At 67.3% G+C, this 26,342-nt stretch carries 26 protein-coding genes and 2 pseudogenes; 14 read left to right on the top strand and 14 right to left on the bottom strand.

The annotated features are described in order from the left end of the window. Positions 1-55 precede the first annotated feature (55 nt). Positions 56-229: a hypothetical protein gene (locus OG331_RS04760; protein WP_406191848.1), complete on the bottom strand. Its 174-nt coding sequence runs from the start codon at positions 227-229 to the stop codon at positions 56-58. A 16-nt stretch (positions 230-245) separates the two neighbouring features. Between OG331_RS04760 and OG331_RS04755 the strand changes: the two genes are divergently transcribed. Together OG331_RS04755 and OG331_RS04750 are read left to right on the top strand one after the other, a co-directional pair. Beyond that, entirely contained in the window at positions 246-1,484 is a 1,239-nt protein-coding gene (locus OG331_RS04755) for an IS256 family transposase (protein WP_406209691.1), read from the top strand. Positions 1,485-1,556: 72 nt separating this feature from the next. After that, the gene (locus OG331_RS04750) at positions 1,557-1,850 is read left to right on the top strand and encodes a DUF3303 family protein (protein WP_406191846.1); all 294 of its coding nucleotides are present in this window, start codon (positions 1,557-1,559) and stop codon (positions 1,848-1,850) included. A gap of 464 nt (positions 1,851-2,314) precedes the next feature. Here OG331_RS04750 and OG331_RS04745 read toward each other — a convergent pair whose 3' ends face one another. Beyond that, a complete protein-coding gene (locus OG331_RS04745) occupies positions 2,315-3,235 on the bottom strand; it encodes a hypothetical protein (RefSeq protein WP_406191844.1) in 921 nt (306 codons plus the stop codon). A 127-nt stretch (positions 3,236-3,362) separates the two neighbouring features. Between OG331_RS04745 and OG331_RS04740 the strand changes: the two genes are divergently transcribed. Then, on the top strand, positions 3,363-4,112 hold the full coding sequence (locus OG331_RS04740; RefSeq protein ID WP_406191842.1) for a transposase family protein: 750 nt from the start codon (positions 3,363-3,365) through the stop codon (positions 4,110-4,112). 880 nt (positions 4,113-4,992) lie between these two features. Then, positions 4,993-5,199, top strand: a complete 207-nt coding sequence (locus OG331_RS04735; RefSeq protein WP_406191840.1) for a DUF3303 family protein — start codon at positions 4,993-4,995, stop codon at positions 5,197-5,199. Positions 5,200-5,756: 557 nt separating this feature from the next. On the opposite strand, the gene OG331_RS04730 is transcribed toward OG331_RS04735, so the two are convergent. After that, positions 5,757-7,184, bottom strand: a complete 1,428-nt coding sequence (locus OG331_RS04730) for an IS1380 family transposase (protein WP_406191297.1) — start codon at positions 7,182-7,184, stop codon at positions 5,757-5,759. A gap of 270 nt (positions 7,185-7,454) precedes the next feature. Between OG331_RS04730 and OG331_RS04725 the strand changes: the two are divergent. Next, a pseudogene (locus OG331_RS04725) lies at positions 7,455-7,772 on the top strand (transposase); the annotation flags it as partial. Positions 7,773-8,679: 907 nt separating this feature from the next. Next, on the top strand, positions 8,680-9,384 hold the full coding sequence (locus OG331_RS04720; protein ID WP_406191838.1) for a transposase: 705 nt from the start codon (positions 8,680-8,682) through the stop codon (positions 9,382-9,384). A gap of 45 nt (positions 9,385-9,429) precedes the next feature. Here OG331_RS04720 and OG331_RS04715 read toward each other — a convergent pair whose 3' ends face one another. From OG331_RS04715 to OG331_RS04705, 3 genes are all read right to left on the bottom strand, one after another. Next, on the bottom strand, positions 9,430-10,389 hold the full coding sequence (locus OG331_RS04715) for an ISAs1 family transposase (RefSeq protein ID WP_406191836.1): 960 nt from the start codon (positions 10,387-10,389) through the stop codon (positions 9,430-9,432). Further along, positions 10,386-10,649: a transposase family protein gene (locus OG331_RS04710; RefSeq protein WP_406190661.1), complete on the bottom strand. Its 264-nt coding sequence runs from the start codon at positions 10,647-10,649 to the stop codon at positions 10,386-10,388. Before OG331_RS04710 ends, OG331_RS04715 begins: the two co-directional genes overlap by 4 nt. Before the next feature lie 107 nt (positions 10,650-10,756). Then, a complete protein-coding gene (locus OG331_RS04705; RefSeq protein ID WP_406191835.1) occupies positions 10,757-11,233 on the bottom strand; it encodes a hypothetical protein in 477 nt (158 codons plus the stop codon). A gap of 298 nt (positions 11,234-11,531) precedes the next feature. Between OG331_RS04705 and OG331_RS04700 the strand changes: the two genes are divergently transcribed. From OG331_RS04700 to OG331_RS04680, 5 genes are all read left to right on the top strand, one after another. Continuing rightward, a complete protein-coding gene (locus OG331_RS04700) occupies positions 11,532-12,272 on the top strand; it encodes a DUF6879 family protein (protein ID WP_406191833.1) in 741 nt (246 codons plus the stop codon). After that, the gene (locus OG331_RS04695; protein ID WP_406191831.1) at positions 12,269-13,114 is read left to right on the top strand and encodes a helix-turn-helix domain-containing protein; all 846 of its coding nucleotides are present in this window, start codon (positions 12,269-12,271) and stop codon (positions 13,112-13,114) included. Before OG331_RS04700 ends, OG331_RS04695 begins: the two co-directional genes overlap by 4 nt. An 87-nt stretch (positions 13,115-13,201) precedes the next feature. After that, positions 13,202-13,660: a hypothetical protein gene (locus OG331_RS04690; protein WP_406191829.1), complete on the top strand. Its 459-nt coding sequence runs from the start codon at positions 13,202-13,204 to the stop codon at positions 13,658-13,660. After that, positions 13,657-14,061 (top strand): hypothetical protein, encoded by a 405-nt coding sequence (locus OG331_RS04685; RefSeq protein ID WP_406191827.1) that lies wholly within the window; start codon positions 13,657-13,659, stop codon positions 14,059-14,061. The genes OG331_RS04690 and OG331_RS04685 overlap by 4 nt, the downstream gene beginning before the upstream one ends. 269 nt (positions 14,062-14,330) lie before the next feature. Beyond that, positions 14,331-14,891 carry a hypothetical protein gene (locus OG331_RS04680; RefSeq protein WP_406191825.1) on the top strand — a complete coding sequence of 187 codons (561 nt, stop codon included), beginning with the start codon at positions 14,331-14,333 and terminating at the stop codon, positions 14,889-14,891. Between the two features lie 46 nt (positions 14,892-14,937). Here OG331_RS04680 and OG331_RS04675 read toward each other — a convergent pair whose 3' ends face one another. From OG331_RS04675 to OG331_RS04660, 4 genes are all read right to left on the bottom strand, one after another. After that, positions 14,938-15,471, bottom strand: coding sequence for a hypothetical protein (locus tag OG331_RS04675; protein ID WP_406191823.1), 534 nt, complete (start codon positions 15,469-15,471; stop codon positions 14,938-14,940). A gap of 9 nt (positions 15,472-15,480) precedes the next feature. Beyond that, positions 15,481-15,714, bottom strand: a complete 234-nt coding sequence (locus OG331_RS04670; protein ID WP_406191821.1) for a hypothetical protein — start codon at positions 15,712-15,714, stop codon at positions 15,481-15,483. A gap of 251 nt (positions 15,715-15,965) precedes the next feature. Next, positions 15,966-16,166, bottom strand: coding sequence for a hypothetical protein (locus tag OG331_RS04665; protein ID WP_406191819.1), 201 nt, complete (start codon positions 16,164-16,166; stop codon positions 15,966-15,968). Next, positions 16,153-16,542, bottom strand: coding sequence for a hypothetical protein (locus tag OG331_RS04660; RefSeq protein WP_406191817.1), 390 nt, complete (start codon positions 16,540-16,542; stop codon positions 16,153-16,155). The genes OG331_RS04665 and OG331_RS04660 overlap by 14 nt, the downstream gene beginning before the upstream one ends. A 50-nt stretch (positions 16,543-16,592) precedes the next feature. Here OG331_RS04660 and OG331_RS04655 point away from each other — a divergent pair, with 50 nt between their 5' ends. After that, on the top strand, positions 16,593-16,931 hold the full coding sequence (locus tag OG331_RS04655; RefSeq protein WP_406191815.1) for a DUF6233 domain-containing protein: 339 nt from the start codon (positions 16,593-16,595) through the stop codon (positions 16,929-16,931). Here the strand turns inward: OG331_RS04655 and OG331_RS04650 are convergent, their stop codons facing one another. Beyond that, positions 16,932-17,111, bottom strand: a complete 180-nt coding sequence (locus tag OG331_RS04650) for a hypothetical protein (protein ID WP_406191813.1) — start codon at positions 17,109-17,111, stop codon at positions 16,932-16,934. A 27-nt stretch (positions 17,112-17,138) separates the two neighbouring features. Further along, positions 17,139-18,041, bottom strand: a complete 903-nt coding sequence (locus tag OG331_RS04645) for a Ku protein (RefSeq protein ID WP_406191811.1) — start codon at positions 18,039-18,041, stop codon at positions 17,139-17,141. 1,656 nt (positions 18,042-19,697) lie between these two features. Between OG331_RS04645 and OG331_RS04640 the strand changes: the two are divergent. Both OG331_RS04640 and OG331_RS04635 read left to right on the top strand, forming a co-directional pair. Next, positions 19,698-20,941: pseudogene (locus OG331_RS04640) on the top strand (IS110 family transposase). Positions 20,942-21,310: 369 nt separating this feature from the next. Beyond that, a complete protein-coding gene (locus OG331_RS04635) occupies positions 21,311-23,287 on the top strand; it encodes a PxKF domain-containing protein (protein WP_406191809.1) in 1,977 nt (658 codons plus the stop codon). Between the two features lie 684 nt (positions 23,288-23,971). On the opposite strand, the gene OG331_RS04630 is transcribed toward OG331_RS04635, so the two are convergent. Then, on the bottom strand, positions 23,972-24,310 hold the full coding sequence (locus OG331_RS04630) for a carboxymuconolactone decarboxylase family protein (RefSeq protein WP_406191807.1): 339 nt from the start codon (positions 24,308-24,310) through the stop codon (positions 23,972-23,974). 529 nt (positions 24,311-24,839) lie between these two features. Next, the gene (locus tag OG331_RS04625) at positions 24,840-25,100 is read right to left on the bottom strand and encodes a hypothetical protein (RefSeq protein WP_406191805.1); all 261 of its coding nucleotides are present in this window, start codon (positions 25,098-25,100) and stop codon (positions 24,840-24,842) included. Positions 25,101-26,342: the final 1,242 nt, after the last annotated feature.

Here is a 26,342-nt window from a genome sequence, read left to right as displayed (position 1 = left end):
GACGGAGGGCGAGAGGTTGCCGCCCTGATCACTCGAGGAGAGGCTGAGCGGGACGTCACCGGGTCTCAGCGAGCGCGGACGGGACGATGGTGTCCCTCGTCGTGGTGTTGCGGATCAGCGGCTGGGAGTGCGCGGGCGTCTGCCCGGGGCGCACTTCCACGGGTGAGTGCCGCTCCCTGAACAGGGGGTGGGCCACCGCGTAACTCTTCTTGGTGAACAGCCAGTTCAACCACGAGGAGTACACGATGGCCCTGTCCCAGTCTGAGCTGATACGGCTGCTTGAGTCACTACGCTCGACCGACGGAATCGAGTTCATCCGCACCATCGCCGAGCGGATGGTGCAGGAGCTGATCGAGGCCGAGGCGAGTGCCCATATCGGTGCGGAGTGGAACGAGCACACGCCGACGCGGACCACCATCCGCAACGGGCACCGCGAGAAGGTGCTGACCACGCTGGCCGGCGACCTGAACCTGGAGATCCCCAAGGTCCGCACCGGCAGTTTCTTCCCGTCACTGCTGGAACGGCGGCGCCGGATCGACCAGGCCCTCTATGCCGTGATCATGGAGGCATACGTGCACGGTGTGTCCACCCGCAGCGTGGATGACCTGGTCAAAGCCCTGGGTGGGGACAGCGGCATCTCGAAGTCGGAGGTCTCACGGATCTGCGCGGCGCTGGACGAACCGCTGACCGCGTTCCGCACCCGCCCACTCGACCATGTCCGCTTCCCCTACGTCTACCTGGATGCCACGTACTGCAAGGGGCGGGTCAACCACCAGATTGTCTCCCGGGCCGTCGTGGTGGCCACCGGCATCACCGAGGACGGCAACCGCGAGGTCCTGGGCCTGATGGCCGGAGACAGCGAGAGCGAGGCGTTCTGGAAGGAGTTCCTGCGCTCCCTGCGTGAACGCGGACTGTCCGGGGTCCGCCTCGTCGTCACCGACCAGCACTCGGGTCTGGTCGCCGCGGTCCGCAAGGTGATGCTGGGCGCCGCCTGGCAGCGGTGCAGGGTTCATTTCCTGCGCAACGTCTTCGGCGTGATCGACCGGGACTCCGGTGAAATGGTTGCCGCGACGATCCGCACGATCTTCACCCAGCCCACTGCCGGCCTCGTGCGCACCCAGCTCGACACCGTCGCGGACATGCTCGGCACCCAGTTCCCCAAGGTCAAAGCCATGCTCCTCGACGCGAAGGAAGACCTGACAGCATTCGCGGACTTCCCACCGAGGCACTGGAAGAAGATCCAGTCGACCAACCCGCTGGAGCGGATCAACCGGGAGATCAAGCGCCGCACCGACGTCGTCCAGGTCTTCCCCAACGACGACGCGCTCTTGCGGCTCGTCACCGCCGTGCTGTTCGAGATGCACGACGAATGGATCGCCTTCCCCCGCCGCTACCTCCCCGAAGGCAGCATGGACGAGCTCTACTCCGAACGCCCCGAAAGCGCCCCCGCACTACCCAACACCCCGAACACGCCCACCAGTTGATCGGCAACACCACGACGGGGGACACCATCGACGGGACCGCGCCGGTCGTGGTGGGCGGAAGGAGCGCGTGCGATGAGGGTCATGCTGAGAGCGCAGCTGGACACTCAGATGTCGAATGAGGCGATCAAGAACGGCACACTGCCGAAAGTCATGCAGTCGATGACGGAACAACTCAAGCCCGAGGCGGCCTACTTCGGCCCCAGCCAGGGCGGGCGATCGTGCACCTTCGTCTTCGACATGCAGGACAGTTCAATGCTCCCCACGATCGCGGAGCCCCTCTTCGAGGGACTCGGCGCGAAGATCGAGATCCAGCCGGTGATGAACAGCGAAGACCTGCAGAAGGGTCTCGCCGCGCTGCAGGACTGACAGCCTCGTCAGCCGCCGGCAACGCTCGGTCCGCTGATCCAAGTCGCGATACGGAGTGAGAGAAGCAGGATCCGTCTGCGGGGTCACGCGGTCAGTGGAGCCTCAATAGGCGGGCCAAGCCTGTCGGCGATCTTGAAAACCGTCGTCGCAGCGATGTGACCGTGGGTTCAAATTCCACACCTACCGCAGGTGGACGGCCCCTGACCAGGCAGATCGGTCAGGGGCCGTCGTGTTGGGTCTTGCCCGTGAGTGACCGCTGTTCCCCGAGGTACCCCGCTGGATCGGGCACGGCTGAGGCACGCCCACCCCTCGCAAGTTGCCCCTCGATGCGAAGCAACTTGGGTGAACCCCTGACCTTGGGCGGCTGTGGCTCTCACCTGTACAAGGGTGGGCAGGCGTCCGCTCTTGTTCGCCGCTGTTCGCCGGCGTTATCACGCAGATCCGATAGCATGCGGCAGCAGCAGCTAGATTTTCTCCATACCGACGATGTGCGCACTGTCGAACACGACAATCTCCCTCCAGGGGGATAGATACATCGCAGAGTACCCCTTTTCCTTGAGGAAGATTCCAATCGCGGATTCGGACACGCCACTTCCTGCATAGACAGACTTGATCAGCTCCGTGAGGCGAGATTCATCCGCAGCGGACTCGATGAACGGGAATTCTGAAAAGTCGCCCTTCTTCACGGTCTGCTCGACCTTCTGCTGATCGATGAAGGCGACGGATCCGCTTATCCTTGCTGCAATCACCGGGCCCTTCCCCTTGACCCGCATATCATCGGCCGACCAGCTCCGTGCGCTCTGTACCGATTCCGTAAAATAGAAACCGTCCCCGAATCGTTTTCCGTTGCGTGACATCCCTGGTTTAAAACCTTCCTTAAGGAGATCATCTACATAACGACTCCATGTCCCATGGAACACGCGATCGAGAACCTTGACGGGCTTCTGGGCCGCACGCACAGGTGGTGCGGGGTCCTGCTGCGGCACAAAGGCCTGAGTGCCCCCGGATGGTGCTGCATCCGGGGGCTCCTGCATCCCCGACACGCCGCTGGCAGCGCCGGCCGGATAGGCACGGTTCCATACGAGAGAGCCGACGGCATTAAAGGAGGACCGATCGTCACTCCATACAGTGCCCTGGCTGTCGCAACTCGAGGCCGGGTGCCGTACGTTGAAATCGTCGAACACCTCCGCCCAGTCCAAGGTCCAGTACCGTCGGGTCGCCTCGTCAAGCTGGTAGCCCGTTTGCGGAGAAAAGAGGAACCGAAGGAGAGCGAGCAGATCCTCAAGGTTGGGTTCCCCTTCAGCAGCCGTGGTGTGGAGCACGCATCCCGTCTCCCGCCCGCGCTCCTCCCGCGCTTCCACAGCCGCTTCCAGCCGCAAGTACAAGGTCCGTAGATTGAGGTTCTTCAGAGTGGCCACTGATCGGGTGACCGGCGGCGGGGCGTAACAGGCGAGGCCCTCGGGCTGTTGAGCGAGATGTCTCACGTCTCGACTCGCCAGCCAGGGGGCCTCGTTGGTGACCTATCCTTGCGCACTCGACCTGCCGCATGCACTGGTGGAGTGGGTGACCATGCTGATCGTCACCCGCGAGGGTGACCGCCGCTGCAAGCTGCGCCCCTCCCAGCGGGCCATGGTGGCCCTGGTGTACCTGCGCGAGCACACCACCCTCGCCAAGATCGCCGCGGGCTTCCGGATCAGCGAAGCCACCGCCCACGCCTATGTACACAGCGTCACCGCGTTGCTGGCGGACATGGCCCCGTCTCTCACCCGCGCACTGCGGCGGGCCAAGCCCGACCACGTCCTCGTGGACGGCACCATCGCCGAGTGCGACCGGGTCGGCGACGGCGAACGCGACTACTCCGGCAAGGCCAGACGGCACGGAGTGAACATCCAGGCCGTCACCGGACCGACCGGCAAGCTGATCTGGTACTCGCCAGCCCTGCCGGGCCGCACGGTGGACATCACCGCCGCCCGCACCCACCGCATCATCACCGTATGTGAACGCCTGAAGATTCCCGTCCTGGCGGACAAAGCCTACGAAGGAGCCGGCGGAACCTTCTGCACACCATACAAACGGCACCGCGGCCGTGAGCTGACCGCGCACCAGAAGTCCGTCAACCGCGCGCACGCACGGCTCCGCAGCCCGGTCGAGCGGGCCTTCGCCCTACTCAAGTCCTGGCGGATCTTCCGCCGCGCCCGCTGCAGTCCCAACCGCCTGACGTCAATCGTCAAGGCCATCCTCACCCTGGAGAAGCACCGCTGAAGAACCTCATTGAGAGTGCTTCCGACACGGAATTCTTCAGTGTTGTACTGATTCCAGTCGACACGGTTGAGTGACGTCGGGTCCACGGCCGCCTGCATGGACCTGAGGACTTCAGCATCACGATATGGGCTGGGCTGGCCGGCGTAGCAGGAACAGATATCGGCCAGCCACTGGGGTTCACTCATGCGCTTCCCCGTCCTTACCTGCGAGCCCGACACAACTTGTACAAGAGCGGTCCAATGACGCTCCGCACAATATGTCCTGCCGCGCTGCAGAAGCACAGCCTGAAGTACCAGCATTCGGTCTGGCGGCGATTCCCTCCCGACGGGCTCATCGGGCACCCTCAAGCGACCTGAGAAGAAACCGGAGCATTCTCAACCACGAATTCATTGCACGCGGGCTGTGCGGAATCGCTTCGGTCGGGGCGACCGCCAGGCGGACCACGTCCTGCACACCACCGCACCCGTCCGGAGCGGGTCCGCCCTGGGTCCGCCCACACGTCGGCATGCGCCGCCCGGCGCAGCTCAGAGGGCATGCCCATGGAGGACATCCTCCGCTGCCTCGAACGCTACTTCGCGAGGCACAGGTATTGGACAGGCCGAGGCGAGGAGCAGACTGCCGTCCCCGCTCCTCAGCCCACCATTCCCCCCAGCTTCCGTCCCGTCCGCCGTCGACCCACACCGCGGTGGAGCGGGCGTGGTCCATGGCGTCCAGGTGGAGCGCCCCGCCGGACGTACGACCTGGACGCCATGGGCCACGTCTGCTCGGCTCTGCCTGGTCGACGGCGGGCGGGACGGAAGCCACCCCACACACGCCACCCACGGACCCGCAGTCGGCGACGATGCCCCCTCCCTCCCGGTGCCGGCCGATCATGCAGTCGATGACGGAACAACTCAAGCCCGAGGCGGCCTACTTCGGCCCCAGCGAGGGCGGGCGATCGTGCACCTTCGTCTTCGACATGCAGGACAGTTCAATGCTCCCCACGATTGCGGAGCCCCTCTTCGAGGGACTCGGCGCGAAGATCGAGATCCAGCCGGTGATGAACAGCGAAGACCTGCAGAAGGGTCTCGCCGCGCTGCAGGACTGACCTGTTCAGCGGCCTGCAGCACTCGGTCCGCTGATCCAAGTCGCGACACGGAGTGAGAGAGGCCGGACCGTCTGGGGGGTCACGCGGCCAGTGGAGCCTTACTAGGCGGTCAAGCCTTTCGCCGATCTTGAAAACCGTCGTGGCAGCGATGTCACCTCGCAAGGGGTGATGACAAATTCCGCAAAGTGAATTCGACAGCGTCGGCGGGGCTGGAGTTTCGTCCATGAAGAAGAGTCGACCAGTCATTCCAGAGCTCACGAAACGTGAGATTCGGCAGCGATGCGGATTCGGATGCGTGCTTTGCGGTTTGCCGCTCTACGAATATGAGCATATGGCTGAGTGGTCCAAAGTGAAGGTCCACAATCCAAACAGCAGCGAGGTTAACCTCGATTCTTCGGTGGGGTTTGGTCGTTGAGTGGCCTGGTGGTTCGCCCGTAATGTCCCTCGCCGTGTGAGGGTGGGCCGTCGCGTCTCGCTGCGGGGTGCGCCGGGTTCCACGGACCCGGAGGCTGCTGGCCTTCCTCCTCTCGGTGTGCGTTGGGGCAAGGGGCTGGTCGTCAGGTGGCGACCGTCAGGTTGTTGATCCGCTTCCAGCTGGTCGTGAATGTCTCGGCCCAGGGCCAGGTCCGTTCGATGCGCAGGTGGCGGCGGCGTGCGTGGTGGGCGAGGCGGGCGGGCAGGTGGTAGAGGCGGAAGCGGATCGTGTCCGGCTCGGCGTCGGCGAGGTCCGCTTGGTCGTGGAGGGCCAGCAGCCGCATCCAGGCGTCGAGATCGGCGGCGAGGTTCGCGGTGAGCATCCAGCTCGCGTTCGTTTCCCAGGACTTGGACGGCAGGTTCGCCAGTCCCATCGCCTTGTTGGTGCGCACGCGGTCTTCGACCTCGGCGTGATCGCGGTGGAGGACGTCGAGGAACTGCACTTGGTGGGTGCCGGCGATGTGACCCATGTGCCGGATGTTCGTTGCAGTGATCGAGTAGCGCCAGCCGGTCTTCTGCTCAAACGCCGTCAGCTTCCCCAGGTGCCGGCGGGAGGGCTTGACGCGGCGGACGATCAGCCGCATGCCCTTGGGCCAGCCCTCACGAGTGTTCAACCCGGTCAACTCGGCGACGAAGTAGCCCTCTTGGACCTCGCCGTCCTGTCGCAGGGAGGTTTCCCAGGCGGCTTCGGGGAGGCGGGCGATGGCGCGTTCGTCCTCGGGCGTGATCGTCCAGCCGACGGTGTAGCGGACCGTGCGCCGCGTGGTGTTCAGCGCCTGAAGGCGCTTGAGCAGGCCGTGCGTGGCACCGGCGCCGTCGACCCGCACCAGGATCTTGGCCTGGGAGGAGCGGGGTATCTGCGCGAGCGCGGCATCCAGCACCCGCAGGTGATCGGCGACGGTGTTCGCGCCGGCGTTGCCCTCCCTCAGCTCCATCGCCAGGCACTCGTCGGTGTTGGCCAGCCACGCGGCCAACGGGTGGAAGCCGAAGGTGCCCTTGAACGTGCCGGCGGCGCCCTGTTTCCTGGAGGCCGCGGTGATGACCGTGGCGTCCATGTCGAGCACGATCCAGCCCTTCAGATGCCGCCCCGCGACGGTCAGATACGGGAAGCCGCCGGGCCGCAGGTGCAGCAGCGTCCAGACGTGGCGACGCACCCGCTGTCGTACCTTCGCGATCTGCGCGCGCGTCGTCTCGTCCGTCGTGGACAGCAGCCGGTGCAGCGTGGAGTCCGACACTGCCGGTCCGAACAGCGGGCCGTGGTGGAGCTGGAGTTGCTCGGCCTCCAGCAGATTCGTGGCGCCGAGCGTGATCGCGACGACGAGGCCGACGAGCGCGGTGGCCCGGTCCCGCCACGACGAGGTCGTGCCCGATGGAAGCACTCCCGCCAGTGCGTCGGTCAGGCCCACGCGGTCGGCGAGCCTGCGCAACAGCACTGCCCCGGCATGCCCGACCAGCCCTTTCCCGTCGGCCGTCACAGACAGACCGCGGTCCCACCCTGTACGCTCACTCACCAGAAAGGTGCCCTGACTCCTGCGCCGGATTCGATCTAGACACTCGCATCCTTGCAGGTCGGCGGCACCTTTCTGCCGTCAGGGCGTCAGATCGACCAATTCCGCTGAAGAGCCGGGGTTAATGATCAAGCTGAGTCGGCGTTGGCGTATATGCGGGTTTTGACTGCCTCGTTGACTCTGGTGCGCAATTCCTGACGCGGGGTCGGCTGAGTACGCGATGATCGCCTGAGCGGTCGCCTTTCCCGTCGTGCGGCCGCGGGGGTGATGTAGATGTCGATGCGGCCCAAGGGCCTGCCACCGGTTCCCGAGCAGACCGCGGCGGTGGCCCGCGCCGCGTTCCCCAAGGGCACCCTGGCGATACGGGTCCGCGACCGGCTCGCGGAAGTCTTCGCCGACGAGCCGTTCGCCGAGGCGTTCGGGGTGCGCGGGGCGCCGGGCCTCTCGCCGGGCGCCTTGTCGCTGGTTACGGTGCTGCAGTTCGCCGAGAACCTCACCGACCGGCAGGCGGCGGCGATGGCGATACGCGCGATCGACTGGAAATACGCCCTCGGGATGGAGCTGGCGGACACCGGCTTCGACCACAGCGTGCTGCCCCGGTTCCGGACGAGGCTGGCCGAGCACGGCCTGGAGCGCACGGTTTTCGACCGGCTGCTGGAGCACTGCAAGGAGGCCGGGCTGGTGGCCGCCGGCGGCAGGCAGCGCACCGACGCCACCCACGTCATCAGCGCGGTCCGGGACCTGAACCGCACCGAGCTGGCCGGCCAGAGCGTGCGGGCGGCCCTGGAGGCACTGGCGGTGGCCACCCCCGCCTGGCTCGCCGAGGCAGTCGACATCGCCGAGTTCGCGCACCGCTACGGGGAGCGGATCAACGGCTGGACGATGCCCACGTCCAAGACCAAGCGTGAACGGCTCGCCCAGGTGTTCGGGCAGGACGCGCTGACACTGTGCCGGGCGGCCTGGGCCGATGCCACCCCGCCGTGGATCCGCGAGATCGAGGCCGTGCAGCTATTGCGGCAGGTGCTGGTGCAGACCTACTACATCCACACCGACAACCGGGGGCGGGAGGTGGTCAGGAAGCGGGAGGCCGACACGGACGGAGTCCCGCCCGGCAGTATCCGCCTGGCCTCGCCCTACGACGCCGATGCGCGCTGGGCGGCCAAGGGCGAGGAACTGTTCTGGCTGGGCTACAAGGTCCATTTGACCGAGTCCTGCCACACTCCCCGAAGCCGAAGCCGAAGCCGAAGCCGAAGCCGAAGCCGAAGCCGAAGCCGAAGCCGAAGCCGAAGCCGAAGCCGAAGCCGAAGCCGAAGCCGAAGCCGAAGCCGAAGCCGAAGCCGAAGCCGAAGCCGAAGCCGAAGCCGAAGCCGAAGCCGAAGCCGAAGCCGAAGCCGAAGCCGAAGCCGAAGCCGAAGCCGAAGCCGAAGCCGAAGCCAGGGACAGGGAAGGACGCGGGGAGGAGGACGGCGGGCTACTGCCGCCGAACCTGATCACGGATGTGATGACCACCCACGCCGCCGTCCCCGACGTGCAGGCCACCGCACCCATCCAGCAGCGGCTGCGCGAGCACGGCCTGCCGCCCGGCGAGCACTACCTCGACTCCGGCTACCCCTCCGCCGACCTCATCCACGCCGCCGCCAAGCTCGGCACCGAAATGGTGACCCCCGCCCTGCTCGACCACTCCCGGCAGGCCAGGGCCGCCGAGGGCTTCGACAAGAGCGCGTTCTCCATTGACTGGAAGGCCCGCCAGGCGCGCTGCCCGGCCGGACGCACCAGCAGCAATTGGAACCCCGTCCAACAGCACCGCAGGGACGCCATCGTGGTCACCTTCGCCGCCACAACCTGCGGGAGCTGTCCTCTCCGCGACCGGTGCACCACCTCCCGCCAGGGCCGCCGGATGCTCACCCTGCGCCCCCGCGAACTGCACGAGACCCTCGCCGCCGCCCGCGCCGAACAGCAGACCGACGCGTACAAGGCCCGGTACAGGCTGCGGGCCGGCGTGGAAGGCACCATCAACCAGGCCCTCGACGTCACCGGGATGCGCAGAGCCCGCTACCGCGGCCTGCCCAAGGTCCGTCTCCAGCACGCCTTCTCCGCCACCGCGATCAACGTCGTGCGGCTCGACGCCTACTGGAGCGGACACCCGCTCGACCGTACCCGCAGCAGCCGCCTCACCCGGCTCAGCTACCAACTCGCAGGCTGACGCACGAATTGCGCACCAGAGTCCTCGTTGGAGCGCAGGGCTTGATCAAGTTCCGTAGGTGTCGCGGTTGTTGATGATGCCCAGGATCGGGAGTGCTCGTTCGGGTTCGTCGCGGATGGCCCGGGTGGTCTTGGCGATGTTGTTGGCTCCGAGGACCTTCAGCACGCCGATGGCGAGGTTGCGGAAGGTCGCCATGGCCCGGGGCGCGGTCCCGGTGTGGACGGTGGAGGCGTCCTCGGCGAAGGTGACGTCTCTGATGTGGTGCGAGGAGTTCTCCACTCCCCAGTGCCCGCGAATCGCGGCGGCCAGGTCGGCCGGGCAGGCCTGGTGGGCGTCCAGGCTGGTCACGGCGTAGACGCTCTCACGACTCTCGCGCCGGCCGGTGAGCTTGCGGCGGCGGTGGATGCGGATGGCCAGGCGGGCGTGGGGAAACGGGATTCCGCCGAGTTCGTCGGCGATTCCGCAGGTTTTGATCGAGCGGGACTCCCGCCGGCCGTGCCCGGTCCCGGAGGCGGTGTGCTGGACGGCGATGTCCCGCCAGGGCAGGGCCGCCAGCCGGCGGTGGGCGGTCGGCTGGTTGGTCTTGATCACGGCGATGTAGTGCGCTTTCTTCGTCTCGACAAGCCAGGAGACGTTCGCCTTGACCGAGTGCAGCGCGTCGAAGGTGACGACAGTGCCGGCCAGGTCCAGCGGCTCCAGCAGCGGGCGGAAGTGGGTGGTCTCGTTCGTCTTCGCGCCGACCTCCACCTGGCCGAGGGTCACGACTGGGCCGTGGGTGACCACCGACAGCAGGTGCCGGCGTGCCGAGGTGAGACGGGCCGAACCCTTGAGCGCTTTGCCGTCAAGGGCAAGGACGCGCAGCCGCCCGGGCGCGGGTGCCGCCGGCTGCCCCGTGGCCCTGGTCGCGGTGCCGGTGACGGCGTGGTGCCGGTCGGTCAGGTAGGCGCCCACCGCCCGGTCCAGGGCATCACCGTCCACGGCGCCCAGCACGCGCCCGATCGTCACGGGCGAGGGGTGCGCCGCCACCCGAGCAGATGACGGCGGATACCCAGGGCCGCCAGTAGCCTGCCCGAGGCCCTCGCACCCCATTCGGCGAGCTCGTCGATGCTCTTCGCTCCCGAGACGACCGCGCAGGCACACACCAGCAGGATCGACGTCAGCGAGTACCACCGGCCCCGCCGCGAGCGTGGGTCGGGGATGGAGTCGAAGTAGGGACGCAGGTCGGCGACCTGGCCGACGTCCAGCGACCCCAGATTCCCCAGCACGGCAGGGATCGGAGAAGATACAGCGGCAGGCACGGGCCACCTCATGATCATCGGGCGTAAGACACCACAATGATCACGAAGCCCGTGCCTGCACTGCTATCTACCCCTCACGCAACAACTGCCGCGAGCATGGAACTTGAAGCCGCCCTGCCATTGGGGCCCTTGCCTGTCTCTACGAAGTACTTGGCGGGCTCCGTCAGCTCAGCCAGGACGTAGCCCCACTCTGTCAACACGAGGTTTTCATCCACGAATTTGCAGTCCACGTACAGGCCGAGGGTGTCGAGCATAGCCAGTGCACCCACGGCAGCGTTGGCATCATCTCCACTGGTGGAAGCTCGTAGCTGCTGGACCTCGGGTATCCCGGTCCCTCGTGTTCGGATATCTCGGCGTCCGCGGATCTGGTCCGGGCTGCACAGCCTCTCGTGCAGCGACAGGAACAGATCCCGCTTGTTCAGCTCCACCGCCTGCTGCGTTGTTTCCTCGTGGGTCTTCTTGCCGAAGCGGTATGCGGAGAACGCCACGAGGCCGGAGACGAAAGCAGCAGCGGCAGAGGCCACGGAGATGATGAAAGCAGCGACGACCATATGAGCAGGCCAGCACTGGGCTGCGGCCGAGGCCTCGCGGGTTACTCCAAATGGGCCCCGCTGTTGCCCTCTCCGTACCCTCGCCGGGCGCGACCGATGTGTGCCATACGAGTGCCAACACCCTCGGAAAGCCGCAGGTCAGGCCCAGCAAACCGCATCACCTATGCGGTTAGAGGTCACTGCGAGTTGCGCGCAATCACCGCCTGGCCGATCACCCAAGCAATCCGCCGCAATCTCCCAGCACGCCCGCGCTATCCCGAGCATCCTGAAGCCCCAACCAGTCGACACGGAGGACGACATGGCGCTCAGGTTCCTCGGCACGACCAGCGACGGCGGCGACTGCCCCACCCTCTACGAAGTGGAAGGCACCAGCGAGATCCTCGTACAGGGCGACGTGGTCAACGACCCCGAGCACCTCGCCCAGCTGCGGGACGTGAAGCCCTCCGAGACCTTCGTACGGGTACCGCGTGAGCTCCTCACGCGCTTCGCCCCGCGCAGCGAGCCGTCCGAGGTGATCCCCTTCCGGGACGTGGCGCACGTGTTCACCGACCTGAAGCACACCGCGTGGCGGCTGGAGACCCGCCGCGGCTACGCCACCGACCGAGGCAGCGAGACGTGGGCGCGCTGGAAGGCCGGCGAGGACGTCGCCCACGACGAGCCGGATGGGTGGCGCCGCAACGTCGCCGAGCAGGTCGCGCAAGGCAAGACCTTCGGCCGCGTCCGGATCGTCGACCAGCCGCTCACTCAAGGGCAGGAGTTCCTGCTGACGCGGGCGCCGAGCAACGTGGCCGTCGGCGACGAGGTGCGCTACCTGTGGCGGGCGGACGCCGTACAGCTCGGCCTGCCCGACTTCGACTTCTGGCTCATCGACTCCCGCACCCTGCTGCGGTTCGTGTTCGACGAGCAGGACACCACGATGGGCGTCATCGTCTCCGAGGACCCCGCCGAGGTGCTCGCCGCTTGCCAGGCCCGTGATGCTGCCTGGCACCACGCTGTGGCTGCCGCCGACTTCGCAGAGCGGGTACGTTCCACCATGTGAGCAGCGACTACCAATCCGGCCGTGTCGCTCTCGGTGCGCGCATGCGCGAGCTGCGCACCGAGGCGGGCCTGAACGGCAAGGACTTCGCCGAGCGGCTCGGCTGGCAGCGCTCGAAGGTCAGCCGGCTGGAGAACGGCAAGCAGACCCCGAGCCGTGACGACCTCGCCGCGTGGGCCGAGGCCGCCGGCCGGGCTGACGTGGTGACCGAGTTGGCCGGTCGGCTCGCAGGCCTTGAGACGCGTTACCGGTCGTTGCGAAAGCAGTACTCCAACGGCCACCGCGCCCGCCAGGAACAGGGCCTGATCGAGACGGAGCAGACGAAGCTGCTGCGCGCCGTCGAGGTGATCCGGATCCCCGGGTTGTTCCAGACACCCGAGTACGCGCGGGCCGTGTTCGCCGCTAACGCTGCATTCCGCGACGTGCCGGCCGCGGACATCGAGGACGCCGTGCGTGCCCGCATGCGCCGCCAGCAGGCCCTGTACGAGCCTGAGCGCAGCTTCCGCGTCCTGCTGTGGGAGGGCGCCCTGTACGCGCTGAACGCGCCGAGGCCGGTGATGGCCGCGCAGTTGGACCGGCTGCGCTCCATGGTCGGCATGGACACGGTGCAGCTCGGCATCATCCCCTTCGCTGCCGAGCTGCGCCGCAGTCCGTCTCACGGGTTCTGGATCTACGACCGCCGCCTCGTGATCGTCGAGACGCTGAGCACGGAAATGTGGCTGGACGACGACGAGTCCATAGCCCTGTACGAGCGCGCGTGGGACTGGCTCGCCGATTCGGCCGTCTACGACGCCACCGCACACCGGCTCATCGGCCGTGCGAGCGCCGCTCTCAACCTGTCGTAAGCAACCCGCGGCAACACCAGCACTCGCGCCCGCAATCCCGCGCAATCGCCGCACACACGCGCAACCTCCCTGCATACGGTCCTGGCCATGGCCCTACCGAAGTCCGACCAGCGGTACGAGGCCGGGGACGCGTGGCTCGCCGACTGCTCCGCGCACCCGGCCCTCATCCGTCCGGCATGGGACAGCGAGGCGCTCGCCCCGATCGTGTCCGGCGGCCGCTGGCTTGCTGCCGAAGCCCAACTCGCCACCCGCTACCCGATGGTCGTCCGCATCCCCGCCGAGCACCGCGGGCCGGTCCTCGCCGACCCGGAGATGGACAAGCTGTGGTGGCTGGTCCCGCTCGACGCGGCCGAGGAACTGGCCGACGTGCGGCAGCTCGTGGTGCGGCCTCCGGGCTGGTGCCTGCGCTGCCCGCCGACGGGGTGGCAGATGGACGGCCGGATGTGGATCACGCGTCCTGACGGCTCGGGCCGACTCACCGATCCTGCCGTACTCGCCGCCGCGTTCGGCCCTGGCGGGTACCGACTTCCCGCGGAGGCATCATGACGACGACCGAGACCAGAGCAACACCCGCCGACGCTGTCGACACCCCCACGCTCGGGCAGCTGCTCGTCGAGTCGGCCCAGAGCCGGCGGGGCTGTGCGGCCGCCCAGGCCCTGGCTGAGGAGGGCACGCTCCTCGCCCGGGACAACGTGCGCAGGGCCCTCGTCGTCAAGGAGGCCGGCCGTATGCGGGCCAACTGGGAGGGCCTCATGGGCCGCGTGTACACGCTCGGCCTCGACGAGCAGGACCGGGCGTTCATGGGCCTGGTGCTGTCGATGGTGGGCATCGGCACCACGCCACTGATTGCCCTCGAACAGCTCGATGAGCGCCGCCTGCTGATCCTGATGCGTGCGCTGCCGCTGCTCGCGGACAACGAGCGGATCGCGGTGGGCACGCGCATGTAGAGACTCGGCCGGTTTGGCAATGGCCGGCCCGAGGCGCGGCCGCTCCCGTCACCCCCGGCGGGGGCGGCCGCTCAGAGTTCCCGCCCGTCCACTCAGCACCCCAGGCAACACGAGGGGGCGGGCGGGGTCGCACCTCCCCCCGAGGCCACCCAGGGCGACAGGCAATCGGACCATCGCCCACTCAAGGTCACAACTCGGGCACATCCCCTCCACGCGGTGCACACGCGGCTGGATGATGCCGATCAAGCACCAACTGCCTTTGGGGGCTCATGACTGACGCCACGCCACCGCCGCCCATGCCCGACTTCCCGCCGCCACAGCGGAAGCGACGCGCACCCCTCACATGGTTCGCCGCAGCCTGCGTCGCCGCAGCCCTGGCCGGCGGTGGCGCCGCCCTACTCACCAGGGGCGACAGCGGGGGTGAGTCGATCGCGGACCCGGCCGCGTGCAAGGCGAAGCTCACAGAGAACTACCGCAAGGTCATGGCCAACGGAGCCAAGGGCCCGACACAGAAGTCGCCCACGGCATGCGCCGGCCTCGACGAGGAGACGTTGAACCGGATGACGGGTGAGGTCATCGGCGAGTACCTGGACAGCGACCAGGCGGAGAGGGATGTCGCATCGCTACTTCCCTCCCCGCTGGGGTCGGCGTCGGCGAGCGTGTCGCCCGAGTGCCGCACGTGGATCAAAGCTGAACTCCTCGACGACACCGAGGAGATCGACGCAACGCCGGGCTACGACGCATGCGGGCATCTGTCGGGAGAGGAGCTGCAGGCAGCGATCGACGCGGTGACGGAGGAACTGTCCGCGCAGATCACCCCGGAGTCGTAGGTCTAGGGGGCCCCGCCGTTCACCCGTGGACGACGGGGCCGTCGCGTCAGCCGACCTGCCGCAGCTCGCCCAGGTGAGTCTTCGTCCAGTGAACCCCGGCAGCGTCCGTAAATGCGATCTCAACTGCGCCGGTGCGGCTGGGATCGCTCCTGCGCTGGAACCAGCCAATCCGCCCAACACCCAAGGTGTCGAGGTGGTGCTGTTCCTGCCCCTGCAACTGCTCAAGGACCATGCTGAGTGACGCCTCAGCCCCCTCTGCCCGCGCAGACGCTGCTCTGACAGGAGGTTGGCCATCCTCCAGGCAGTGCACCTCCGCGAGGGGGTCGTCACTGCGGTTCCGCACCTTCACGTAGGAAGGTGTTACTTCGAGCTCGATCTTCCTGGCCTGGTCCTCGCGTCTGTCTTGCGCGGAGGCCAGAAGTTCCTGCCGTTCCAGGGCGAGCGTCGCCGACTGCTCGGCAATGAACTGCCGCTGTTCGCCGATCTGGTCGCGCTGGCTCTTCAGGGTCCAGAGTGTTGCGCCGGCCGCGATGGCAGCGAAGCTGGAGCCGACCCAGGTTGCGAGGTCGCCGCTGTCCATGCTGGCTCCTCAGCCGTAGTACTGGTCGGTGTAGGCCGGACCGCCGGGTTCGTCCTCGCAGCCTTGATCTCGGTCAGGGCTTCCGCCGTGGCTGATGACGAAGGCGTAGCTCTGGCCAAGGTCGCAGCCTTTGTCGGTCCAGGAGTTGGCCATGGCTGTCCAGACGATAAGGAGCAGCAGCGCGGTGATGATCTTCTGTGTGCGGGAGGGGCGCCAGCCGCTTCGGGGTGTGGTGTCAGGCATGCGCGCGAGTGTGACGTACGCGATGGATGTCTGATGTGCGTGTTGCTGGTTCGTGACGTATAGGGGCTCCGCCCGAGATGGACCGGGCGGGGCCTTCGTCATGCCGTGTGCTACTGCCCGCGCGGCGTACGCACCTTCCTTCAGCTCACCGGCCCTCACCTTGCCAACGAGTCCGTCACAGGCTCCAGAAGAGCCGTCAGCAGCCAGTCCGGCTGCGCACGGCGGGTCATGATCCCCAGCATGGCAGGCGGCTAGTGGGGGTCGGGCCAGCTCGTCAGCACGGTGCGCTCCTGCTCGTCGGTGAGGGTGACTCGGACCTTGGGCAGGCTGCCGTACGCGCCGATCCAGCGGGAGAACTTCAGGCGCGCGGCCGCCTCGCCGCCCCACCACCCGTGTATCACCGGGCGGTCAGCGACCGTCAGCGTGAGGTGAAACCGGTCACGGCTCTTCATGACGTCTCCGCGCCCAGTGGGCCCTGTCTTCGAACTCCTCCGCTGTCATGATCCGCATGGTGAGTCCGAATTCGGCGGCAAGCTTCCGCATGTCCGCGAAGATGCCCTCCACCGTTGTCGGCATCTTCAGCGCCGGCGGCCTCGTGAGCAGGGCGTGATCCCAGCACAGGTCAACCCAGCGCGGCCCGTGCTGGAGGCTGTCGTAGGGGCAGGCAGTGGCGCTCGGTCCGGTACACACCGAGCACGGCCACGGAGGCACGCGGAGGATGCGCTGCATCTGCTCGTCGCGGGCCGGCAGGGCAGGCGCAGGCGTCAGGGTGTCCAGGTCGAGGTGCTGCTGTCGCAGCAGTTCTCCCAGGTCCATACGGTCTCGCACGCGGCCTCCCTCTAGGTGCGGGCGGCAGCCTACTGTCTAGAATCGAACGTGTGAACGATCCTGTCCCGTCGAGACTCATGCAGCTCCGCTTTCTGGAGCGTGTGCAGCTGCGGGATCTGGAGCGCACCCGGCGGTGGATTGCCGATGAGGAACGCCGTGCAGCCGAGCGGCAGCGCGGCCTGCAAGCCCGCCCGCTGGCGCCGGACTGGCTGATCGAGCAGAGCCTCAGCCGGCACGTGGCGCCGGTGTACGTGCACGTCGGTGGCTGCCACATGGCGGGGAAGCGGTCGAAGGGCATGACGAGGGAGCAGGCACTGCGGGCGCTGGCGGATCGGGTGGATCCCTGTCCACACTGCCGGCCGGACTCCGAGCTCGGCGTGCTCGACTAGTCAACCGATCTTGTCGAGCATGTCCTTCTCAGACTCCTCCTTCTTCTTCTGGACAAGGCGGCTGAGCGCGTCTGCCGTGTTGTAGTCCGCCATGAGCTTCTGGATCTCACGGTTCCCTAGCCGATCCAACGCGGTCATACGAAGTGGCCCGTCGCTACCCTGCCGGTCTACACGAGTCATGATCTGCTCCTTGCCTCTGCGTGGCGGTCAGGCGCTCCGCGGCTGGCGCCCCGCCGACTTCTTCGCTGCGGTCTTCTTCGCAGGAGCCTTCTTCGCAGTCGTCTTGGCGGTCTTCTTTTTCGGCATCTCGTGCACCTCGGCGTCCTCGCCGCGGGACGCCTTGGCCTTCTGCACGGACTCCTGCAGCGCCGCCATCAGATCGACCAACTGGCCCGGCTTCTCAGGCTCCGGCGCCTCGGGCAGCGGCCTGTCTTCCCGTTTCGCCTCGATGATTTCGGCGAGGGCATCCGTGTAGCTGTCGCGGAACTCTTCGCCCTCCAGGCTGTCGCGGGTCATCGAGTCCATGAGGGAGAGCGCCCCGTCGATCTCCTCGTCGGTGAGTTCCACCGGCTCGGGCAGCAGCTCGGTGGGGTCGCGGATCTCGTCCGGCCAGCGCATCGCATGCAGCACCAGCGTGTCATCGCGCACCCGCACGAGGCCGAGGCGCTCGCGGCCAGACCATGCGTAGCGTGCGACGGCGACCTTCGACGAGCGACCCAGGGCCTTCACCAGTAGCTTGTACGGCTTCGCCGCGACCTGCCCCTTCGGTGCCAGGTAGTAGCCGTCGCCGATGCGGATCGGGTCGATCGACTCCAGCGGCACGAACCCGGCAATCTCGATCGCCTTCGCCGTCGGCAGCGGCAGGTTGCTCAGGTCTTCATCGGTGACGGCGACGACCTGGTCCCGGGCGTACTCGTAGCCCTTGCCGATCTCCGACTGGCTGACCTCGCGGTCCTCCAGCTCGCACACCTTGCGCACCCGGACGCGGCCCATGTCCTGCAAGTGGTACTGGTGGAACTGGATGCTGTGGGTCTCGGTGGCGCTGACCACGTTGATCGGCACCGTGACCAAGCCGAAGCTGATCGCGCCGGACCAGATGGTTCGGGGCATGACTAACCTCCGCGACTACCCCGAGCACCACCAGACTATGAGCGCCACAGTCGCCACGCATGCGCACACAACCCAGGCCCACACCGTGACGTCACGGCTAACGCACAGCGCCCGCGGCTGGCCTAGCCCCCGACCTTCTCTACCTCATCAAGCCCCGCCCTTCCGGGCGGGGGGCGGGGATCCCTCTCGGTCCACAGCCTGTGGAGGCCGGCCGACCTCGGCCGTGGCGCACTTGGAATTGACAAGACTCCACAGCTCCACCACGGGACACCGCAGCCTCTCTGTGCTCAAGCGCCCTCGGCGCAGCACCGTAGCCCCTCTTGGTCCAGGGCCCACGGCGTCGTGGCCCAGGTAGGGGCTCTTGGTCTTCGGCCATCCGGTCGCGCTGTCCCCATGGCTTTCCGGCCGCCGCTACGCAGGATCACACCCCACCGGCCCGCACTGCGGGCCGGCGCGGGCTCGGGGCTCGGGGCTGCGCTCCTGCCTTCGGCCCGCGCCGCCCCGGCCCCGGCCCCGCGCCACCATCGTTGCCCCGGGATGATCCGCGTTTCACGCTCTGGCCCGCCCAGGGGCCGATGCACCGGACCGAGCCTGAACCCCCCACCATGGCCCACACCACCAGGCCCGACCCGAGGACAAGGCACCGCACCATGGCCAACAGCACCCGATCCGCGCGAACCCTCAAAAGACGCTTTGATCCAAAAGCAGGTGCGCCACGGCTGAGGTCGGGCGGCCTCCACGGGCTGTGAACCGAGAGGGACGAGTGTTGTGCTCCTGCCTGAACGCAGCCACGGTCAAAGCCGATGCCTCCGGCGGGGGATCGGCCGGCACCGGGATCCAGGGGGCGCCGTTGCCGACTGCGGGCACATTGTGGCGAGCGTTGAGGGGCTTCCATCCCGTCCGCCGTCGACCCAGGCAGAGCCGAGCAGACGCGGCCCATGGCGTCCAGGTCGTTCGTACAGTGGCGCGCTCCACCTGGACGCCATGAACCACGCCCGCTCCACCACGGTGTGGGTCGACGGCGGACGGGATGGAAGCCGGGGCCAGTGGTGGGCTGATGCCGCAACGGAAGCGACGCCGGGCCCTGCAAGGCAGCAACGACTTCGGACAGTCCTCAGCCGTCGCCGACAAGCTGCGACCCCCCGGGCGTGGAGCCGAGTAACGGATGGCCGGCGGGCGGTCCGGGGAACCCGTGAGAGTTGCCTCGCGGTGCCGGAACGGCTTCCGGAACCCGTTCCGGCCATGGAGACGCGCCGTGTGCCACGGCCTGCGACGGAGTTGTCCGGGCAGTCGGCAAGGCATGCGGCTGGTACCGCACTCTGCCCTCACGGTACGGAAGGCACTGGTCAGCAACCCAGCGCACCTTCGGTGCGCGCCGGGGGCGTGGTAAATGGTGTGGTGTGCTGCGGGTGCTTCTCGCGCGCTCTGCCGGGTTGGTGCGATGGCCGCGAGCATGATCGTGGGCTGGTCGTTCCGGTCGAAACCGACTCCTCTGTGATGCTGTGCAGCTCGTTGGTCAGCATGGTGCTGAGGGCCGTCCACGGGAACCGTGGAGTGTTGCTGTGAGCACGGGTGTCAGATTCCTGATTTGCCCTGGCCCTCCCGGAGCGGGCAGTTCCTGTGGACTGTCTGCTCGGCCGGAAGGGGAACGGGACCATGGATGTGCTGCACGAGCGGTGCGCGGGGATGGATATCAGCAAGAAGGACGCCAAGGTCTGCGTGCGGACGCCGGGTGGCAAACGCCGGGGAACGTTCACCAGTGAGATCACTACCTGGGGTGCGACCACCAACTCGGTCCTTGAACTGCGTGATCATCTGGTGGCGGCAGGCGTGACGCTGGTAGTGATGGAAGCGACGTCGGACTACTGGAAGCCCTTCTACTTCCTGCTCTCCGAGGACTTGAATGTGATGCTGGTCAACGCGCGGGAGGTCAAGAACCTGCCCGGCCGCAAGACTGATGTCTCGGACTCGGCCTGGCTGGCCCAACTCGGGGCGCACGGCCTGGTGCGGGCTTCGTTCGTGCCGCCGCAGCCGATCCGCGAACTGCGGGATCTGACCCGGATGCGCACTCAACTCACCCGCACCCGCGGACAGATCGTCCAGCGGCTGGAGAAGATGCTGGAAGACTCCGGGATCAAACTCTCCGCGGTCGCCGCCGACATCATGGGTGTCTCCGGCAGGGCGATGCTGGAGGCTCTGATCGCCGGTCAGGACGACCCGCACGCGCTCGCCGACCTGGCCAAGCGTCGCCTCCGCAACAAGATTCCCGAGCTCACCGAGGCATTGACCGGGCGTTTTCGCGAACACCACGGCTTCCTGGCCCGCGTCCACCTCGACCACTACGACCACCTCACGACCGCGCTCGACACGCTGAACACGAGGATCGCGGAGGCGATGTCTCCTTTCGGCCCGTCCTGGAACTCCTGGACACCATCCCGGGTGTCAACCAAACCACCGCCGAAGTGATCGTCGCCGAGACCGGCGGCGACATGAGCCGCTTCGCCAGTGACAAGCATCTCGCCTCCTGGGCCGGCGTCTGCCCCGGCCATCACTCCTCCGCCGGCCGGAGCAAGACCACCAAGGTCCGGCCCGGAAACCCGCATCTCAAAGGCGCCCTGGGCCTGGCCGCGTTCGGTGCGGTGAGAACCAAAGACACCTATCTCCAGGCCCGCTACCGACGCCTGACCGCCCGCCGGGGCCCGATGAAGGCCCTGGTCGCCATCGAACACTCGATCATCACCGCGATCTGGCACATGCTCACCGACCAACGGCCCTACCACGAACTCGGCGGCACCTACTTCACCCAGCGCGACCCCGAACGCGCCGCCCGCAAAGCAGTCGGCCAGCTCAACCAGCTCGGCTACCGGGTCACCCTCGACCCGATGAACAGCGCGGCCTGAAACTCCGTCTACCCAGACACCGGACGGCCCTCGCATCACCACCGCCCGGTCACCACCCCTGCCCGAAAACGCCCTGACCTGCATGTATTTACGTGTCAGCGGGTGTTGTGATGTAGGTCTCTCATCCGGCCGGCAGATGCGGTGTCCCAGGATCGACGCCGCTCCGCGCTGTCCACCGTCTCCAGGCGAGGCAGCACGGTGGCACGGGCCCTGTCCGCCACCCAAGGAGCCAGGATGTCCACCACGTCTGCCCCACCCTCACAGCCCGATGCAGCCCCCGTCACACCACGCAGCAGACGGCGTACACCCCGGCGTCTCGCCGCGGCCATTGCCTGCTGCCTGACCGCAGCCACCGTCGTACCCCTGACCATGACGAGCAGCGCATCGGCCGCGGACGGACCCTGCGAGACCGCCGGCCACACCGTCACCTGCACCTACACCGGCACCGGCACCGAACAGTCCCTCACGCTGCCCGACACCGTCGACACCGTCGACATCACCGCCACAGGCGCCGCAGGAGGCGACGCCACCCTCGCCAGTACTTTCCTTGGAGCTGGTGGCCGGGGGGCGATCGTCGACGCCCACGACGTGCCGGTCACCGACGCCGCAGTCACGGGCCACCAGCGGACCCTGTATGTCATGGTCGGCGGCCGCGGCGTCGACGGGAAGGCCCTCGGTGGAGGCGGCGAAGGCGGCTTCAACGGCGGAGGCGGAAACCCGCAAGCCGGCTCCACCTACGCCTACGGTGGCGGCGGGGGCGGTGCCAGCGATGTACGCACCAAGCCCGCAAGCGTAGCTCTCACCGAACAGGACAGCCGCCTCGTGGTCGCCGGCGGCGGCGGAGGCGCCGGAAGACGCGGCGGACAAGGCGGCACTGCAGCAGGCCCCGGCGGCATCAACGACTACGAGTCGGGCTACGGCGGCGGCCTGGACGGGCAGGACGGCGGCGGCTTCGGCACGCCCGGCGGCGACGGCGCAGACTCCAGCGGCGTTTTTTCCAACGATCCGCGCACGGGCGGTGAAGGGGGCGGAGGCGGCGATCCCCACGTCGCCGGAGGCGGAGGCGGCGCATCCCCCGACAGCTATGTCAATGGTGCCCCGTTCGACGGCGGACCCGGCGGCGGCGGGGGCGGTACCACCGGCGGCAAGGCAGGCCAGCCATGGGACTCGGACTACAGCGGAGACGTCGACGCGACGGACGGCACTCTCGGACAGGGCGGAAATTCAGGAGTCATAGTGTCGGCCGCGGCCGCGGGTGGTGGCGGCGGCTATTACGGCGGCGGCCCCGGCGGAACCGAGGCTCCGCTTTCCAATGCGGGGGGTGGGGGTGCGGGTTCGTCGTACTCGGTGACCCTCGACGCCACGGTCGTTCCGGTCCCCGCGGACAATCCCGTTCCATCCCAGGTGGTCATCTCCTACACCGTGCCGGACCTGGAGGCGGTGTTCACCGACTCCCTGCCCGCCGCGAAGATCGGCGACGACTACAGCCACCTCCCGATCACCGGACCGCCCACCGGCGGCACCGCCCCCTACGCCTACACCGCCACCGGCCTGCCCGACGGCCTGGACATCGACCCGGACACCGGACTGATCACCGGCACCCCCACCGGACCCGCCGCAGACGACCAGCCCGTGACCGTCACGGTGACCGACGCCGGCACCGGCAGCCTGCAACAGTCCGTCACATCGCAGGACTACACCCTCGACGTGAACAAGGCGGACAGCAGCACCACCCTGTCCTCCAGCCAAAACCCCTCGGCACCGGGCGAGTCCGTCGTCCTCACCGCGCACGTCGACAGCAATACCGCAAGCCCCGGCGGCGACGTGGTGTTCAGCCGCACCGGGAGCAGCACCCCGCTGGGAACCGCCCCGGTCGAGGCCGGTAGCGCCTCCTTCACCGTCCCCGCCGCATCCCTCAACGCGGGCGACAACGCCTTCACCGCCGCCTACCAGGGCGACAGCACCCACAACGGCTCCGCGGGCGAGATCGTGCAACGGGTGCAGTACACCACCACCGATCCCTTCTTCCTCTCCCCCATCGACCCCGACGCCGTCAACCTCCTCAAGGCCGGCCAGGCAGTACCCGTCAAATTCACCCTCGACGGCAACCAGGGCATGAACGTGATCGCCGCCGGCTACCCCCGCTACACCCGAACCGCCTGCACCAGCGAGGAAACCGTCGACCTCACCGACGAGACCACCACCAGCCAGGCCGGACTCACCTACGACAACGGCACCTACAGCTACGCATGGAAGACCAAGAAGGACTGGGCCGGCCAGTGCGGCACCCTCAACATCAAACTCGCCGACAACACCACCCACACCATCCAGGTCCGCTTCAAGTGACCACCTGAACCACACCCCACACCCCACCCCCCACCCCGAAAGGAACAACACCCCCCCTCACAACCCAACCAAGACCCCGGGCCCTCACCAGGCGTGCACCCCACCCCGGCGAGGGCCCACCCGCGACATCAGGCACCGAGGCGGCAACCCCAACACCCCAGCCGTGCCCCGCACAAGCCCTCCGCAACCGGCCGACCAACCCCGCAAACCCCGGTGACCGCCCCGCCCGAAGTCCGCACCGCGCAGGCGCTCCAGGCGGCCGGTTCCACGTGCACCATCGGATGACCCAACCCCCTTAACGGAACGTAAAGTTGGACCAGCCTCGCGACGCTCTACTCCTGGTCGCGCGCAACGTCAAGCGGGCCGCTGATGTCTGACATCACCGGCTGACATCAACAGCCACGAACAGTCCCGGCTGGCGCCGAACCCTGACGGCCGACTACCGGGGACATGCCGGACGAGGGACTGGGACAGGCCGAGCAAGGGGCCCAGAGCCAGGCTCTGACTGGCGGCCAATAGGTAGGCCGTCGACACATCTGTGTCGGAGCCTTGGGCGCTGATCACTGCTGGCATGATCACAAGCAGCCAGGCCAGCAGAGCCGGGCCGACGTTGACCGCCCAGCAGCCGACGGCCAAAACGGCAGGACACCGGAGGCACGTTGACTGCCGGGGTGGGTCCCTCCCTCAGCCCTTGGCCTTGGCCTCGGCTTCGATCTCGGCCTCGGCTACCGCGATCGTCATGCCAAGCGCCTCTGCGATGTTGCGCGCAGCCGTCATCACGTGGGCGGTACCCACGATGGGGGCGACGGCGACCAGGACGTCCTGCACCTGGGCGGCGGTCAGGCCGGCCCTGAGAGCAGGATCGATGTGAGCGAGGTAGGAGATGGGAGGCGCGTCCGAAGCGGCGAGCGCGGCGATGCGAGTGAGGATGAGTGTGTCCGGGGGCAGCCCACATCGCTCAAGAGAGTCGACCGTCATGGCGACGAGAGTGTCCAGGACCGGGGTGTCGGATGCTGTAGCCATTGCGAAGGGCCTCCTAAAGGCGCTGACGCTCCGAGACGGGCGCAGCGGAGGCGGACAGAACAGGCATCCGCAGGCGCCACGTTCTCCCTCAACCGTAGAAGCGTTCCGGGCATGGCGCGCGATGAGCCACGAGACCCGGCAGAGCGCGAAAGCCGTCCGGCACCTCGGCGAGGCGGTACAGCAACGAAGTACAGCAACCCCAGCAACCGCCAGCGCCCCGCGCCGGCCATCACAGGCGATCCGGCAGCCTGAATGACCTCAAATGACCGATCTCTGGAGAGCTACGGATCAGAAGTTGCCCGTGCCCCTGCCGTGGGAACACCGGGCAGTTACGGTTGCCGGACATGAGAAGGGCCCCTGACCAAAAGCCCAGTTCAGGGGCCCTTCTCAGTGCTCGCAGAGCGGAGGCGGTGCGATCTGAACCCACGGTGCCATCGCTGCCACGACGGTTTCAGGAGTGTCAAGCAGCAAGCCCGTCGCCCCCGTGGCACGCAGTCAAACGCCTCAGGGGGCTAAGGCTGATGCGTTCTCAGGCGTCGAGCTCGAGTAGTTGGAGTGCGTGGTCGGTTCGTGACCGGTAGTGGTCGGTTGGCGGCGGAGATGTTGTCCAGCCTGCCTGGCGGATGAGGCCGATGGCGAGGTTGCGCATGGTCGCCATCGTCCTGGGGGCAGGTGACGGGCAGGGCAGATCGACGTCTCCGCCGTGGCGCTCGAGAACGTCGATCAGCGAGGATGGCGCGCGAACGCGACACCCCTGTTCGTGATCAAAGGCTTCGAGAACCTTGACCATCAGGGGTCGCATTCGCCGCATCCAAGCGGATAACTAGCCATCAGGTCACGTAAGCCCACAAGTAACCTATCTTGCCGCGTGAGACCGCACGAACCCTGGCCTCCCAGGCCCCGACAGTCCGTAGCCGTCGGGGCCCGAGTCGACGGCGTCCCTCAAGAAGCCACGGTGGCGCAGACTGCAAATACAGAAAGAGTGAGATCTATTGTTCCCGTGTTCCTCCCCTGCACAAACCACGCATCGGTGTCGGGAAGGCTGGTTTCGACCACGCCGCCTGCCGCGCTATTGAAGTTGAACCCGCCTCCGAGGACTTTTTTACCTGTTGGACACTGTGCCTCATGAAAACGACCTTGCCCAGGCGGGACTATTACTATGCTTCGCACCTGTATCCAACCGGAAATTCCAGGTTCGCCTTGTGGGCCGGGTTCGCCTTTCTCGCCGGCGGCACCGACCTGGCCTTGAGGCCCTTGAGGCCCTTGAGGACCTTGAGGACCCTCAGGGCCGCGGGGACCGACAGGGCCGCGGGGACCCCGAAAGCCCACGGTGCCCCATTTCGTGCACCAGCGGTAATACTTAATCCAGCACGCATCGCTGCTTTTGTCTGGCGCAAATCGCGATGAAGCTACTTCCGCTACGGCTGATGAAGGATTGGGGCTGGCTGCGGCTGTTGCTGGTGTGGCGAATAGGGGCAGGAAGGCTAGGGGTAGGCTCAGTCCGAGTGCGGCGGCGAGGGCTCGCCTACCCGTTCGCGACGGTTGCAAGGCCGCAATGCGTGGCCATATTTGCCTCCCCTGCCCGTGTTTGACAAACGGGCGTCCCGCACCGTTTGCCGTGTTCGCAGCATCGCTCGTCGTATGACGGTGGGGTATGCAACTGGAGGGCTGCTCGCGCTTGACGGGGGACGGCTCGTGCTCGGCTGGGGTGATCTTGTGGGTCGGGTGTGAAACCTGACGGTCGTTTCTCATCTGGGTTCTCCATGGACAGACGCCGACTGCTTTGGCAGTAAGAGGGGGAGTCCAGGATGGCTCGATGCCAGTCGTCGCGGTTGCCCGTAGGGTTAAGGTATCGGGCAGTAGTTTTTATTGAGCCGCTTTCAGGCTCTCGGGCCGAAGGCCGGACCGCTGTAGGTTCTGCTGAACCGGGCCGCCGCAGCGAGTGTCGAGGTCGGTGACCATAGGGTTGATCGCGATCGCCTTCCGCTTGCGGGCTGGCAGCATGCCGACGAGCAGTTCGCGGGAAGTTTCG

The sequence above is a fragment of the Streptomyces sp. NBC_01017 genome, assembly GCF_045162795.1.
In the GTDB taxonomy this organism is placed as follows: domain Bacteria; phylum Actinomycetota; class Actinomycetes; order Streptomycetales; family Streptomycetaceae; genus Streptomyces; species Streptomyces machairae.
The sequence above is the reverse complement of the archived record's forward strand: the minus strand, read 5'-3'. Positions and strand labels throughout refer to the sequence as shown.